At 69.8% G+C, this 14,761-nt stretch carries 14 protein-coding genes; all 14 read right to left on the bottom strand.

From position 1 onward, the window contains the following. Positions 1 to 2 precede the first annotated feature (2 nt). Positions 3 to 1,211, bottom strand: coding sequence for a methionine adenosyltransferase (gene metK / locus Q0D75_RS17140; protein ID WP_291056153.1), 1,209 nt, complete (start codon positions 1,209 to 1,211; stop codon positions 3 to 5). Further along, positions 1,208 to 2,452 carry a bifunctional phosphopantothenoylcysteine decarboxylase/phosphopantothenate--cysteine ligase CoaBC gene (gene coaBC, locus Q0D75_RS17135; RefSeq protein WP_291056150.1) on the bottom strand — a complete coding sequence of 415 codons (1,245 nt, stop codon included), beginning with the start codon at positions 2,450 to 2,452 and terminating at the stop codon, positions 1,208 to 1,210. The genes metK and coaBC overlap by 4 nt, the downstream gene beginning before the upstream one ends. A 67-nt stretch (positions 2,453 to 2,519) precedes the next feature. Beyond that, positions 2,520 to 2,786 (bottom strand): DNA-directed RNA polymerase subunit omega, encoded by a 267-nt coding sequence (rpoZ, locus tag Q0D75_RS17130; RefSeq protein ID WP_291056148.1) that lies wholly within the window; start codon positions 2,784 to 2,786, stop codon positions 2,520 to 2,522. 7 nt (positions 2,787 to 2,793) lie between these two features. Then, complete coding sequence (gene gmk / locus Q0D75_RS17125) at positions 2,794 to 3,720, bottom strand: guanylate kinase (RefSeq protein ID WP_291056145.1); 927 nt, start codon at positions 3,718 to 3,720, stop codon at positions 2,794 to 2,796. Further along, positions 3,717 to 4,625, bottom strand: a complete 909-nt coding sequence (pyrF, locus tag Q0D75_RS17120; RefSeq protein WP_291056143.1) for an orotidine-5'-phosphate decarboxylase — start codon at positions 4,623 to 4,625, stop codon at positions 3,717 to 3,719. Before pyrF ends, gmk begins: the two co-directional genes overlap by 4 nt. Then, positions 4,622 to 7,909, bottom strand: a complete 3,288-nt coding sequence (carB, locus tag Q0D75_RS17115) for a carbamoyl-phosphate synthase large subunit (RefSeq protein WP_291056141.1) — start codon at positions 7,907 to 7,909, stop codon at positions 4,622 to 4,624. Before carB ends, pyrF begins: the two co-directional genes overlap by 4 nt. Continuing rightward, a complete protein-coding gene (gene carA, locus Q0D75_RS17110; protein ID WP_291056139.1) occupies positions 7,909 to 9,099 on the bottom strand; it encodes a glutamine-hydrolyzing carbamoyl-phosphate synthase small subunit in 1,191 nt (396 codons plus the stop codon). Before carA ends, carB begins: the two co-directional genes overlap by 1 nt. Next, positions 9,096 to 9,641, bottom strand: a complete 546-nt coding sequence (locus Q0D75_RS17105; protein WP_291056137.1) for a hypothetical protein — start codon at positions 9,639 to 9,641, stop codon at positions 9,096 to 9,098. The genes carA and Q0D75_RS17105 overlap by 4 nt, the downstream gene beginning before the upstream one ends. Then, positions 9,641 to 11,014: a dihydroorotase gene (locus Q0D75_RS17100; RefSeq protein ID WP_291056134.1), complete on the bottom strand. Its 1,374-nt coding sequence runs from the start codon at positions 11,012 to 11,014 to the stop codon at positions 9,641 to 9,643. Before Q0D75_RS17100 ends, Q0D75_RS17105 begins: the two co-directional genes overlap by 1 nt. Next, on the bottom strand, positions 11,011 to 11,967 hold the full coding sequence (locus tag Q0D75_RS17095; RefSeq protein WP_291056131.1) for an aspartate carbamoyltransferase catalytic subunit: 957 nt from the start codon (positions 11,965 to 11,967) through the stop codon (positions 11,011 to 11,013). The genes Q0D75_RS17100 and Q0D75_RS17095 overlap by 4 nt, the downstream gene beginning before the upstream one ends. Further along, a complete protein-coding gene (gene pyrR, locus Q0D75_RS17090) occupies positions 11,964 to 12,515 on the bottom strand; it encodes a bifunctional pyr operon transcriptional regulator/uracil phosphoribosyltransferase PyrR (RefSeq protein WP_291056129.1) in 552 nt (183 codons plus the stop codon). The genes Q0D75_RS17095 and pyrR overlap by 4 nt, the downstream gene beginning before the upstream one ends. A 92-nt stretch (positions 12,516 to 12,607) precedes the next feature. Further along, entirely contained in the window at positions 12,608 to 13,630 is a 1,023-nt protein-coding gene (locus Q0D75_RS17085) for a hypothetical protein (RefSeq protein WP_291056126.1), read from the bottom strand. 148 nt (positions 13,631 to 13,778) lie between these two features. After that, complete coding sequence (nusB, locus tag Q0D75_RS17080) at positions 13,779 to 14,189, bottom strand: transcription antitermination factor NusB (RefSeq protein WP_291056123.1); 411 nt, start codon at positions 14,187 to 14,189, stop codon at positions 13,779 to 13,781. Between the two features lie 11 nt (positions 14,190 to 14,200). Beyond that, a partial coding sequence (gene efp / locus Q0D75_RS17075) for an elongation factor P (protein ID WP_291056120.1) occupies positions 14,201 to 14,761 on the bottom strand: 561 nt, incomplete at its 5' end.

Genomic DNA, 14,761 nt, shown 5'->3' with positions numbered 1-14,761 from the left:
GGCTAGAGGCCCGCGGCGGCCCGGATCTCGTCGACCCGGTCGAGCCGCTCCCAGGTGAACTCCGGCAGTTCGCGGCCGAAGTGGCCGTAGCTCGCAGTCTTCGCGTAGATCGGCCGCAGCAGGTCGAGGTCGCTGATGATGGCGGCGGGCCGCAGGTCGAACACGCTGCGGAGCGCTTCGGTGATGACCTCGTCGGAGACGACACCGGTGCCGAACGTCTCGACGTAGAAGCCCACGGGAGCCGCCTTGCCGATGGCGTAGGCGATCTGAACCTCGAGTCGCGAGGCGAGACCGGCCGCGACCGCGTTCTTGGCCACCCAGCGCATCGCGTAGGCGGCCGAGCGGTCGACCTTCGACGGGTCTTTGCCACTGAACGCGCCGCCGCCGTGCCGCGAGGCGCCACCGTAGGTGTCGACGATGATCTTGCGGCCGGTCAGCCCGGCGTCGCCCTGCGGCCCGCCGATCTCGAACCGCCCGGTGGGGTTGATCAGGATGCGCACGTTCGAGTAGTCGAGCGAGAGACCGGATGCCTCGACCCCGGCGAGCACGGGGCGGATGACGAGCTCCTCGACCTCGTGGCGCAGGTCGTCCAGCGATACCGAGGGGGCGTGCTGGGTGGAGAGCACGACCGTGTCGACCGACTTCGGCACGACGCCGTCGTAGCCGACCGTGACCTGGGTCTTGCCGTCGGGACGCAGGTAGTCGAGCAGCCCCTCCTTGCGCACGGCGGCGAGGCGCTCCGACAGCCGGTGCGCGAGCCAGATCGGCAGCGGCATCAGCTGGGGCGTCTCGGTGGTGGCGTACCCGAACATGATTCCCTGGTCGCCCGCACCCTGGCGGTCGACCTCGTCGGTGGAGGAGCCCTCACGGGTCTCGAAGGCGTTGTCCACGCCCTGCGCGATGTCGGGCGACTGTCCGCCGATCGACACCGACACACCGCACGAGCGGCCGTCGAACCACACGTCGGAGGACGTGTAGCCGATCGAGGTGATCTTCTCGCGCACGATCGCGGGGATCTCGACATAGCCCTTGGTGGTCACTTCGCCGGCCACGTGCACGAGCCCGGTGGTGACCAGGGTCTCGACCGCGACCCGCGAGTGCGGGTCGACCGCGAGCAGGGCGTCAAGGATCGAGTCCGAGATCTGGTCGCAGATCTTGTCGGGGTGCCCCTCGGTGACGGACTCGGACGTGAAGAGACGAAGAGAGGTCATTCTGCTCCTGATAGGGCGGCGGCGAACACCCGGAGGATGTCATCGGCCACCGACGACTTGCTGCCGGATGCCTCGAAAACTATATCCCCGGATGCTCCGAGCACCGTCACCGAATTACCGTCCGTTCCGAAGCCCGTCGTCCAGCCCACGCCGTTGACCACGAGGAAGTCGCAGCCCTTGCGCGCGATCTTCGCCCGGCCGAGCGCGAGCAGCTCCTCGGGGGTGGTGGCGGTCTCGGCGGCGAAGCCCACGATCAGCCGGCCGTCCCGCGGGGCGGCGGAGATCGTGGCGAGGATGTCGGGGTTCTGCACGAGTTCGAGCGTGAGCCGCTCCCCCGTGTTCGCCTTCTTGATCTTGGCGTCGGAGACGGCGACGGGCCGGTAGTCGGAGACCGCCGCGGCCATCACCACGAGGTCGTGCGCGGGCGCTGCGGCCAGCGTGGCCTCGAGCAGCTCTTGGGTGGTCTCGGCCCGGACCACCTCGACGCCCGAGGGCAGGTCGACCTCGACATGGGCGGCGATCAGGGTGACGGATGCGCCGCGGTCACGAGCGGCCTCGGCGATGGCGATCCCCTGCCGACCGCTCGAGCGGTTGCCGATGAAGCGCACCGGGTCGAGGGGTTCGCGGGTACCGCCGGCGGTCACGAGCACGGTGCGGCCGGCGAGATCCTGTTCGGGAACGGATGCGGCGGCATCCGATTCCCCGGAGGACGAAGCCGAGGAGACCGCGGCCAGCGCTCCGGCGATGATGTCGTCGGGTTCGGCCATCCGCCCGGCTCCGGAGTCTTTACCGGTGAGCTGCCCACTGACCGGACCCACGAACCGCACCCCGCGCGAGCGCAACGTCTCGATGTTGGCGACCGTCGCCGCGTTCTGCCACATCTCGGTGTGCATCGCCGGCGCGAGCACGAGCGGGGCTCGGCTGGCCAGCACGGTGTTGCCGAGCAGATCGTCGGCGATGCCGGCGGCGAGCTTGGCGATGGTGTTCGCGGTGGCAGGGGCGATCACGATTAGATCGGCGGCCTGGCCGATGGCCACGTGCCGCACCTCGGCGACGCCCTCGTAGAGATCGCTCTCGACGGTGTTGCGGGAGAGCGCCTCGAGGGTGGGCCGCCCCACGAAACGCAACGCGGCCTCGGTGGCGACCACATGCACTTCGTGGCCGGCCAGCACGAGGCCGCGGATGACGTTGACGGCCTTGTAGGCCGCGATCCCACCCGTGACCCCGACGACGATGTTCAAACGGATGCTCCGAACGCGTTACCGGCGATGACCCGGGAAGCCGAGGTAGGACGGGTGGGGAGGGTGACTACTCGACGATCGGCGCCGCAGGCTTGATCTCGAGCTTGTCTTCGTTGATCTCGTGCATGGCGACCGAGAGCGGCTTGTCGTCGATGGTGGAGTCGACCAGCGGCCCCACGTTGTCGAACAGGCTGCCTTCGTGCAGGTCGGCGTAGTAGTCGTTGATCTGGCGGGCGCGCTTGGAGGCGAAGATCACCAGGGCGTACTTCGAGTCGACCTTCGAGAGAAGTTCGTCGATCGGGGGGTCGATGATGCCGAGCTTGTTGGTGGGCATTATGTGGTCACTCCTTGCTACGAAGGCCGGCCTCCTGAGCGGGCGCCTTCTGAATCTGCATCAATTCTACGACCTCCGCCGCCGCGGCCTGCACATCGCGGTTCACGACACGGTGATCGAACTCGTCCTGGGCGGCCAATTCGACCTTCGCGGTGGTCAGCCGGCGCTCCTGTTCTTCGAGCGTCTCGGTGCCGCGGCCGATCAGCCGGCGCACCAGTTCCTCCCAGGTGGGAGGCAGCAGGAAGACCAGCCGGGCCTCGGGCATGGCGGCCTTCACCTGGCGCGCGCCCTGGATGTCGATCTCCAGCAGCACGCTCCCGCCCGCGGCCAGAGCGGCGTCGATCGGCGGGCGCGGCGTGCCGTAGCGCGACTTGTTGTGCACCACGGCCCATTCGAGGAACTCGCCGTCGGCGATCATCCGGTCGAACTCGGCGTCGTCGACGAAGTAGTACGACACTCCGTCGATCTCGCCCGGACGCGGCGCCCGGGTGGTGGCGGAGACCGAGAGGTGCACGTCGGGGTAGTTCTCCCGGATGTACGTGGAGACCGTCCCCTTGCCGACCGCGGTCGGTCCGGCCAGCACGACCAGGCGGCTGAGTCCGGGCGCATCGACCTGGGGGGCGCGCTTGGCGAGGTACTCGCGCATCCGCTCCTGCTGGTGCACGCCGAGGCCCGAGAGGCGCTTGGAGGCGGCGATCCCGAGCTTGTCCATCACGCGATCGACCCGCACGGGGCCGAGGCCGGGGATGCTCATCAGCAGGTCACGCACGCGCATCGTGGCCTCGATGCTCTCCGTGCTGGAGAGCGCGGTCTCGAGCACGGAGACGGCGCTCAGCCGACGCTCGTTCACGGCGCGCTTCACGGCGGCGCGGGCCCGGCGGGCGGCGACGGCGGCGCGCGAGGCGGCGGCGCGGTCGACCTCGGGCGGGTTCACGAGATCACCTCGGCGAGAGCGGAGGCGTCGGCCTCGATCGCACCGGCGAGACCCGACGCTCCGTGCTGCAGGATCGAGCGCGACACGCTCACGATCAGATCCGGCGCCAGCGGCCCGAAGATGCCCGGGATCGACGCGAACGACGCCCCCTGGAAACCGAATCCCGGCGCGAGCACCGGGGTCGTCGACAGCCCGCGAAGTGCCTCGGCGGTGAATCCGTACTCGTCCAGTCGCTTGGTGGCACCCAGCACGAGACCGAAGTCGCCGAGCCGCGTGCGGTCACTGTTGCGCGCGGCCACCCCGTCGGCGACGATCCGCGACACGCTCTCCCCCGCCTCCGAGCGCGCGGTCTGCAGCAGCCGCGACTCGGGGTTGGAGGTCGCGCTGAGCACGAACAGACCCTTCCCGTGCTCGGCGGCCCGCGAGAACAGCGGATCCAGCGCGCCGGTTCCCGTGAACGCGGTCACGGTGAGCGCGTCCACCTCGAGCGGCGAGCCCGGTTCGAGCCACGCCGCGGCGTAGCCGTCGTTCGTGGAGCCGATGTCGCCGCGCTTGGCGTCGCCGATCACCAGCAGACCCGCGGCGCGTCCGGCGGCCAGCACCTCTTCGAGCGCGGCGAAGCCGGCCGATCCGTAGGCCTCGAAGAACGCCACCTGCGGCTTCACGATGCCGACGCGGCCGGATGCGGCGACGGCCTCGACCACGCTCAGACCGAATGACCGGGCGCCGGCCGCCGAGACCGGCAGCCCCCACGCCTCGAGCAGGTACGGGTGCGGGTCGATGCCTACGCACAGGTGCCCGCGCGAGCCGAACACCGCGTCCAGGCGCGTCCCGAAGGGCGGCACCGTCGTGGGTTCGGACAGGCGGGCGGCACCGGTGCCGTGGGCGTCAGGAGCGGGACTCATCCGCGGGCGTCCCGGGCGATCGCGTATTCCTGCAGCGAGGTCACCTCGAAGCCGCCGTCGAGCGCCTCGAACGAGGCCACGGCGGCGCCGAGCTGCGCGATGGTGGTGAACAGCGGCTTGTCGGCGGCCACGGCGGCGGCGCGGATCTCGTAGCCGTCGACGCGGGCCGAGCGGCCCGACGGCGTGTTGATCACGATGTCCACCTTGTCGGCGTTGATCAGATCCACGATCGACTCGTTGCCGCTGGTCTTGCCCTCGGAGAACTTCTCCACGATGCCGGCGTGGATGCCGTTGCGGTTCAGCACCTCGGCCGTGCCCTCGGTGGCCAGGATGTGGAAGCCCAGCTGCTGCAGGCGCAGCACCGGCAGCACGATCGCGCGCTTGTCGCGATCCGACACCGAGACGAACACGGTGCCCGAGGTGGGCATCCCGCCGTACGCGGCCTCCTGGCTCTTGGCGAAGGCGCGCGGGAAGTCGCGGTCGATGCCCATCACCTCGCCGGTGGAGCGCATCTCCGGGCCGAGCACGGAGTCGACGATCAGGCCTTCCTTGGTGCGGAAGCGCTTGAACGGCAGCACGGCCTCCTTCACGGCGACCGGGGAGTCCAGGGGCACGATCGAGCCGTCCTGCGAGGGCAGCATGCCTTCGGCGATCAGGTCGGCGACGGTGGCGCCCACCATGATCCGCGATGCGGCCTTGGCCAGCGGGATACCGAGCGCCTTCGAGACGAAGGGCACCGTGCGCGAAGCGCGCGGATTGGCTTCCAGCACGTAGAGGATGCCGGCGCCGATCGCGAACTGCACGTTCAGCAGGCCCCGAACGCCGATGCCCTCGGCGATCTTCTGCGTAGCCGAACGCACGGCGTCGATCTGCGAGCGGCCGAGCGTCACCGGCGGCAGCGAGCAGCTCGAGTCGCCGGAGTGCACGCCGGCCTCCTCGAGGTGCTCCATGATGCCGCCCACGTACAGGCGCTCTCCGTCGTAGAGGGCGTCGACGTCGATCTCGATCGCGTCGTCGAGGAAGCGGTCGACCAGCAGCGGGTTGGCGGCGCCCACCATGCCCTGGCCGGCGATCCGCTCGAAGTAGTCGGCGAGCGACGGCGTGTCGTAGACGATCTCCATGCCGCGGCCGCCCAGCACGTACGAGGGGCGCACGAGCACCGGGAAGCCGATCTCCTCGGCCACCAGCACGGCCGACTCGTAGTCGGTGGCCGTGCCGTTCTTGGGTGCCAGGATGCCGGCGGCATCGAGGATGCCGGAGAACAGCCCGCGCTCCTCGGCCAGGTCGATCGCGGCGGGCGTGGTGCCGAGGATGGGCACACCGGCCTCCTCGAGACCCTTCGCGAGCCCCAGGGCGGTCTGGCCGCCGAGCTGCACGACCACGCCCACGAGCTCGCCCGACTGCGACTCCGCGTGGATGACCTCGAGCACGTCTTCGAGCGTCAGCGGCTCGAAGTACAGGCGGTCGCTGGTGTCGTAGTCGGTCGAGACCGTCTCCGGGTTGCAGTTGATCATGATCGTCTCGAAGCCCGCATCCGACAGCGCGAACGAGGCGTGCACGCAGGAGTAGTCGAACTCCACGCCCTGGCCGATGCGGTTCGGGCCGGATCCCAGGATGACGACCTTGCGGCGGTCGGAGGGGGCGACCTCGGTCTCGAAGTCGTACGAGGAGTAGTGGTACGGCGTGAGTGCCGGGAACTCCCCCGCGCAGGTGTCGACCGTCTTGTAGACGGGGCGGATGCCGAGGATGTGCCGCACCTCGCGCACCTCCTTCTCACCGAAGCCGCGGAGGGTCGCGATCTGGGCGTCCGAGAAGCCGTGCTCCTTGGCCAGCGTGAACATGGCGTGGTCGGCGTTCTCCGAGGCGGCGATCGCGTCGGCGACCTCGTTGATCAGCACGATCTGGTCGATGAACCAGGGGTCGATCTTGGTGGCCTCGAAGACCTCCTCGTTCGTGGCGCCGGCGCGGAGGGCCTGCTGCACCGTCACGATGCGGCCGTCGGTGGGCACCGCGGCGATCGCGAGCAGGGCATCCTTGTCGCCGGGCTCGCCGTCCCAGTGGAACGACGACCCGCGCTTCTCGAGCGAGCGCAGTGCCTTCTGCAGCGCCTGGGTGTAGTTGCGGCCGATCGCCATCGCCTCGCCCACCGACTTCATGGTGGTGGTCAGCGTCGGGTCGGCGGCCGGGAACTTCTCGAACGCGAAGCGGGGCACCTTCACCACGACGTAGTCGAGGGTGGGCTCGAAGGAGGCCGGGGTCACCTTGGTGATGTCGTTCGGGATCTCGTCGAGGCGGTAGCCGATGGCCAGCTTCGCGGCGATCTTGGCGATCGGGAAGCCGGTCGCCTTGGAGGCCAGGGCCGACGACCGCGACACGCGCGGGTTCATCTCGATCACGATGATGCGGCCATTGGCCGGGTCGACGGCGAACTGGATGTTGCAGCCGCCGGTGTCCACGCCCACGGCGCGGATGATGTCGATGCCGATGTCGCGCAGCTTCTGGTACTCGCGGTCGGTCAGGGTGAGCGCGGGCGCCACGGTGATCGAGTCGCCGGTGTGCACGCCGACCGGGTCGACGTTCTCGATCGAGCAGACGACCACCGTGTTGTCGGCGGTGTCGCGCATGAGCTCGAGCTCGTACTCCTTCCAGCCGAGAATGCTCTCCTCCAGCAGCACCTCGGTGGTCGGGCTCTGGTGCAGGCCGTCGCCGACGATGCGGCGGAGCTCGGTCTCGTCGTAGGCGAAGCCCGATCCGAGGCCGCCCATGGTGAACGAGGGGCGCACGACCAGCGGATAGCCGAGGTCTTCGGCGAATCCGACGGCCTCCTCGACGGTGTGCGCGATGTGCGAGCGGGCCACGTCGGCGCCGCACTGCAGAACCAGCTCCTTGAAGATCTGGCGGTCCTCGCCCTTGTTGATGGCCTCGAAGTTGGCGCCGATCAGCTCCACGTCGTACTTCTCGAGGATGCCGTGCTCGTGCAGCTGGATGGCCGCGTTCAGCGCGGTCTGGCCGCCCAGGGTCGGCAGGATGGCATCCGGCTTCTCCTTGGCGATGATGGCCTCGATGACCTGCCAGGTGATGGGCTCCACATAGGTGGCGTCGGCGAAGTCGGGGTCGGTCATGATGGTGGCCGGGTTGGAGTTCACCAGGATGACGCGCACGCCCTCCTCCCGCAGCACGCGGCAGGCCTGGGTGCCCGAGTAGTCGAACTCGCAGGCCTGGCCGATCACGATCGGGCCGGACCCGATGACGAGAACGCTCTGGATGTCGTCTCTCTTGGGCATTACTGGTTGTCTCCTTCGGAGGGGGCCTCGACGAAGTGCGCGTCGGCCTCGAGGGCCGCGGTCTTCTTCGCCAGGATCATGTCGCGGAAGCGGTCGAACAGGTACATGGAGTCGTGCGGGCCGGCGGCGGCCTCGGGGTGGTACTGCACCGAGAAGGCGTCGATGTCCAGGCACCGGATGCCCTCCACCACGTCGTCGTTGAGGCTCACGTGGCTCACCTCGACCCGGCCGAAGCCGGCGGGCGACTCGACGACGCCCTCGCGGGGCGCGTCGACGGCGAACCCGTGGTTCTGGCTGGTGATCTCGACCCGGCCCGTGGTCTTGTCGAGCACCGGCTGGTTGATGCCGCGGTGGCCGAAGGGCAGCTTGTAGGTGCCGAAGCCGAGCGCGCGGCCGAGCAGCTGGTTGCCGAAGCAGATGCCGAAGTACGGCGTTCCGCCGCGCAGCAGCTCCTGCAGCAGGGCGACGTGGGTCTCGGATGCCTCCGGGTCGCCGGGGCCGTTGCTGTAGAACAGGGCGTCGGGCTCGAGGGTTCGCACCTCGTCGGCGGTGATCGACTCGGGCAGCACCTCCACGTCGAAGCCGCGCTCCGCGAGGTAGTTCAGCGTGGAGGTCTTGACGCCGAGGTCGAGAACCGCCACCGAGCCGATCCGCTCACCGACGGCGGGCACCTGGTAGCGCTCGTGGGTCGAGACGACGGTCGAGAGCTTCTGGCCGGCCATCTCGGCGCCGCCACGGACCGCGTTCAGCTGCTCGGTCGGGTTCAGCCCGTAGTCGGCGCCGGAGAAGATGCCGGCGCGCATGGCGCCGAGGCTCCGCAGGTGGCGCGTGACGGCGCGGGTGTCGATGCCCGAGATGCCCACGACACCGTCGGATACGAGGTCGTCGTCGAGCGAGCGCTGCGCGCGGAAGTTCGACACGACCCGGGAGGGGTCGCGCACCACGTAGCCGGCCACCCAGATCTTCGACGACTCCTTGTCGGTGTCGTTCACGCCGGTGTTGCCGATGTGCGGGGCGGTCTGCATCACGATCTGGCCGGCGTACGACGGGTCGGTGAGGGTCTCCTGGTAGCCGGTCATGCCGGTGGCGAAGACGGCTTCGCCGAGGGTGCGGCCACGGGCGCCGTAGGCACGTCCCTCGTAGCGTCGCCCGTCTTCCAGCACGAGAACGGCGGGTTCGGTTGAGATCACGACGAGGTTCCTTCCTGTTGCGGGTCTGCCGGGGTGCCGGCGGGGATGAGCGACTGCACGGCCTCGATGATGCGGTTCGCATCACCCAAGCCGGTCGCCCGGAGGTAGCTTTCGACGTCGGCAGCGCCGGCGGCGGAATCGTAGGTCCAGTCCAGGCGCACGAGCCCCCCGGTCTCGACCACGCGGTCGATGGCCCAGGTCGAGCGGCCAACCGAGCGCAGCGCGCCACGCGCGATGAAGGTGACGGGCTCGCCCGGGATGGTGAGGCTGACGCCGGTGTCGGACACGCTGACCACGCCGCGACCGCGGAACGCCAGGCCCGGGATGGTGAGTCGGTCCAGCGGATCGCCGGCCGTCGTGGTGGCCACGTAGAGCACGGGGACGCTGGCGATCTCGGTACCCGGAGCCTGATCCGGTGCGGCTACCGAAGGCTGCCGGAACGCCGCCTGGCGGCGCTTGCGGGCGCGCCACGCCAGCACCATGGCCAGCAGCAGCAGAACGGCCAGCAGGGTGACGAGCAGACCCGGAACGAGCTTGTCCATCAGGCGGAGACCCCCTGGGCGGCTTCGGCGGCCAGCTGGGCGGCACCGAATGCGGCCGCCTCGTTCACCGGTGCGAGTTCGCCGTCACGGAGCGACGCGAAGCCGTGATGGAAGCTCCAGCGCACGTTCCCGGCCAGGCTCACGCCCTCGTAGGGCGTGTTGAACGACTTGCCGTGCAGCCGGTCGAGCGTGAACTCGCTCCGCGAGGCGGGGTCGACGAGCACGATGTTCGCGGCGCTGCCGATCTCGAACGAGTGGCTGTGGTCGTGCAGGCGGCCGATCCGCGCCGGGGCGTTCGAGAGGATGCGGGCCACATCAGCCCACTCCAGCAGCCCCGTCTCCACGAGCGCGGTCTGCACCACGGGAAGGGCGGACTCGAGGCCGACCATGCCGAACGACGCGGCATCCCACTCGCACTCCTTGCTCTCGCGCGGGTGCGGGGCGTGGTCGGTGGCCACGATGTCGATGGTGCCGTCGGCCACGCCGGCGCGCAGGGCCTGCACGTCTTCGTCGCGCCGCAGCGGCGGGTTCACCTTGTACTTCGCGTCGTAGCTGCGCACGAGGTCTTCGGTCAGCAGCAGGTGGTGCGGCGTGGCCTCGGCCGTCACCGGGATGCCGCGGGCCTTCGCCCAGCGCACCACGTCGACCGATCCGGCGGTCGACAGGTGGCACACGTGCAGCCGGGCGCCCACGTGCTCGGCCAGCAGCACGTCGCGCGCGATGATCGACTCCTCGGCCACGGCCGGCCAGCCCTTGAGCCCGAGCTCGCTCGACAGCGCGCCCTCGTTCATCTGCGCGTTCTCGGTGAGCCGCGGATCCTGGGCGTGCTGGGCGATCACGCCGTCGAAGGTCTTCACGTACTCCAGCGCCCGCCGCATCAGCAGCGAGTCGTGCACGCACTTGCCGTCGTCGGAGAACACCCGAACGCCCGCGCGGGACTGCGCCATCGCGCCGATCTCGCTGAGCCGCTCGCCGGCGAGCCCCACGGTGACGGCGCCGATCGGGCGCACCGTGGCGTAGCCGGCGGCCTTGCCGAGCGCCTGCACCTGCTCCACCACGCCGGCGGTGTCGGAGACGGGCATGGTGTTGGCCATGGCGAACACCGCGGTGAAGCCGCCGGCCGCCGCGGCGCGCGTGCCGGTGAGCACGGTCTCGCTCTGCTCGAAGCCGGGCTCGCGCAGGTGGGTGTGCAGGTCGACGAGGCCGGGCAGGGCCACGAGGCCCGCCGCGTCGACGACGGTGGTGGATGCCGAGGCTCCGGATGCGGCATCCGCCCCGATGGCCGTGATGCGCCCGCGCTCGATCAGCAGATCGGTGGGGGCACCGCCCAGCAGGGCGGCACCCTTCAGCAGGTGGCTGGTGGTCTCGCTCACGCCAGGGCCTCTCGTTCGCCGGAGAGCAGCAGGTAGAGCACCGCCATCCGGATGGACACCCCGTTCGCGACCTGCTCGAGAACCGTCGACTGCGCCGAGTCGGCGGCACCGGCCGAGATCTCGAGGCCGCGGTTCATCGGTCCGGGGTGCATGACAATGCTATCCGGGCGGAGGGCCTTCATCCGTTCGTCGTCCAGACCCCATTGCCGGGAGTACTCGCGGGCGTTCGGGAAGTAGGCCGCGTTCATCCGCTCGCTCTGGATGCGCAGCATCATCAGCACGTCGGGCTTCACTGCGGCCAGGCTCGCGTCGAGGTCGAAGCCCACGGTCGCAGGCCAGCCTGCGGCACCCACCGGCACCAGGGTGGCCGGTGCCACGAAGTGCACCTCGGCGCCGAGGGTGCGCAGCAGCCACAGGTTCGATCGGGCCACCCGCGAGTGCAGGATGTCGCCGACGATGACCACGCTCACTCCGTCGAGGCCCTTGCCACGGCTCGCGCCCGGAAAGAGGCGGCGGCGCATGGTGAAGGCGTCGAGCAGGGCCTGGGTCGGATGCTCGTGGGTGCCGTCGCCCGCGTTCACCACGCCGGCGTCGATCCAGTCGCTCTGTGCGAGCACCTGGGGTGCGCCCGAGGCGTGGTGCCGGATGACGACCCCGTCGGCACCCATCGCGGCGAGGGTCTGCGCGGTGTCCTTCAGGCTCTCGCCCTTCGACACGCTGGAGCCCTTGGCCGAGAAGTTGATCACGTCGGCCGAGAGGCGCTTGGCCGCCGCCTCGAACGAGATGCGGGTGCGGGTGGAGTCTTCGAAGAAGAGGTTCACCACGGTCTTGCCTCGCAGTGTCGGCAGCTTCTTGACCTCGCGGGTCTGCACCGCCGCCATGTCTTCGGCGATGTCGAGGATCTGCACGGCCTCGTCGCGGCTCAGGTCTTTGGTCGAGAGGAGGTGTCTCATACGGGTGCGCTCACCTCTTCGATGCTCACTTCTTCGGTGTCGTCGATCTCGGCGAGCCGCACGTTGATGCGCTCGTCCCGTGAGCTCGGCAGGTTCTTGCCCACGAAGTCGGCCCGGATCGGCAGTTCGCGATGGCCCCGGTCGATCAGCACGGCGAGCCGCACGGCGCGCGGCCGGCCGAGGTCGTTCAGCGCGTCGAGGGCGGCCCGGATGGTGCGGCCGGAGTAGAGCACGTCGTCCACCAGCACCACGGTCTTGCCGTCGATGCCCTGGCGGGGAACCTGCGTCGGCGCCGGCGTCCGCACCGGATGCTTCGACAGGTCGTCGCGGTACATGGTGATGTCGAGCGATCCCACGATGGCCTCAGGATCGGCCCCCGGTTCGATGCCCGCGATGAGCCGTGCGATCCGCTCGGCCAAGAGCGACCCGCGGGTCGGGATGCCCAGCACCACGAGATCGTCGGCCCCCCGGTTGGACTCCAGGATCTCGTGCGAGATCCGAGTCAACGCCCGGGTGATGTCAGCCTGCTGCAGCACGGTACGCGCCATGCAACCGACCCCCTTCCCCGCCTCTCGGACGGACTTAAAGGATGTCTACCTCTTGCGTCCCCCAGCGTAGCAGCCGCAAACCGCCGGCGGCGTCAGGGCAGGCGCTGGAACCAGGTGCTCAGCTGCACGAAACCCGCGGGATACCGGGCGATGGCGGCGTCGAGCTCGTCGCTCGGAGCCGTGCGGGAGATCCAGAGGTAGGGATCCGCCTTCGTTCCGCCGATGTCGTCGGAACCCCCGCGCGCGAGGTAGGGATCCGGGCCGAAGAGCGGCTCGGCCAGCGCGCTCTGCAGCTGCTCCGCCGAGATGCGCGAGGTCACGACGCAGGCGGCGTCGGGGAACAGCTTCTGCGCACCCGTCCGGACGGCCTCGAGGTCGTAGCCGGCAGCCGCGCCGATCAGCGCCACCTGCACACCGTCGGCGACGCCGAGCGCGCTCCAGCCCACGACCTGCTCCGGATAGGCGGCCGAGTACGGCCCGATCAGTCCTTCGATGTCGCCGGCATCGCGCCAGCCACCCGCGGGCTCCGCGCATCCGTAGGCCGTGGGATCCTGCCCCGCGTACATCGCGGCCAGCTTGTCCGCGTCGGTGGCGTAGGCCGGCTGCGGCTCGGGATTCACTCGTGGTGCCCAGACCGCCTGCTGCAGTGCCGTCGCCTCGGCGCTGTCGACGCCGGTCACCGTGAATCGGTTCGCGTCGCCGTCGAAGTACCCGGTCAGTGCGTGGGCTGACCACGTCCAGCCATCGTCACTCCCCTCGCCCAACAGCGGAGCAGCGGCCGGGGCTGACGGCGCCGGCGCCATCGTCGCCAGCGACTCGGCGTCCACGTCGGCGACCTCCAGCGGATCGTCGCACACCCTCGGCCCACCCCACCCGGAGTCGCCGAACGGAACCGGGCACATCACCACCTCCCCTTCGGGAGATACCCACAGCGCTGCAGCCCCCCACAGCTCGGGCCCGTTCGATACCGCGCCGCCGTTCTCCCCCGAACCCGAGCTGCCGGCCGGGTCCTGCGCGACGGCCGCGCATCCGCTCAGCAGCACCACTGACGCCACGGCCAGCAGCGATCCCCCGATGACTCCCCCGCGCATCCGCTCCCCCATCTGCCCGCTCACGCCCCGCGCGACCTCAGGCCCCGCTCGCTCCGAGCCTAGATCGCGAGCGCCACACGATCCAGGGTTCACGGCCGGAGTTCGCCGAAACGAAACGCCCACCACGACCTCAGGGGCCGCCGATGGGCGTTTCGTGGAGAGTGGTCCGAGCTCAGGCCGACTGCGCGACCTTGCCGAGCACGCCGTTCACGAAGCCGGCCGACTCGTCGGTGGAGAGCGTCTTCGCGGCCTCGACGGCCTCGGCGATGGCGACGGATGCCGGCACCTCGTCGTTGTAGAGGATCTCCCAGATCGCGATTCGCAGCAGCGCGCGGTCGACGGCCGGCATCCGGGCTATCGTCCAGCCCTGCGCGTAGCTCTCGATCGTCTCGTCGATCTCGCTGAAGTGGTCGACGACGCCGTCCACGATGTCGCGGGCGTACAGCCACGAGGCCTCGCGGTCGGGCTCCGAGGCCGCGCGGGCGGCCTCGGCGGCCAGCGACTCGGCGATCGGGATCTGCCGCACGTCGGCGGCGAAGAGGATGTCGAGAGCGCGCTTACGCGCCTTCGTCCGTGCGCTCACAGACCGGCGCCTTAGGAGACGCGGCCGAGGTAGTCGCCCGTGCGGGTGTCGACCTTGACCTTGGTGCCGATCTCCAGGAACAGCGGAACCTGGATCTCATAGCCGGTCTCGACGGTGGCGTTCTTCGTGCCGCCGGTCGAGCGGTCGCCCTGCAGGCCCGGCTCGGTGTAGGTGATCTCCAGAACGACGGATGCCGGGAGCTCGACGTAGAGCGGCTCGCCGTCGGTCAGCGCGATGGTGGCGTTCTGCTGCTCGAGCAGGAAGTTCGCGGCGTCACCGACGATGGTGCCCGGGATGGTGATCTGGTCGTAGTCGGTCGTGTCCATGAACACGAAGTCGTCGCCGTCCTTGTACAGGTACTGGTAGTCGCGACGGTCGACGTTGGCCGTCTCGATCTTGGCGCCGGCGTTGAAGGTGCGGTCGACGAGCTTGCCGGTGCGCACGTTCTTGAGCTTGGTGCGCACGAACGCGCCGCCCTTGCCCGGCTTGACGTGCTGGAACTCGATGACGTTCCAGAGCTGACCGTCGATGTCGAGCACGGTGCCGTTCTTGATGTCGTTCGTTGAAGCCAT

Origin of the sequence: Herbiconiux sp., from assembly GCF_023264855.1 — a bacterium.
Classification (GTDB): Bacteria; Actinomycetota; Actinomycetes; order Actinomycetales; family Microbacteriaceae; genus Herbiconiux.
The sequence above is the reverse complement of the archived record's forward strand: the minus strand, read 5'-3'. Positions and strand labels throughout refer to the sequence as shown.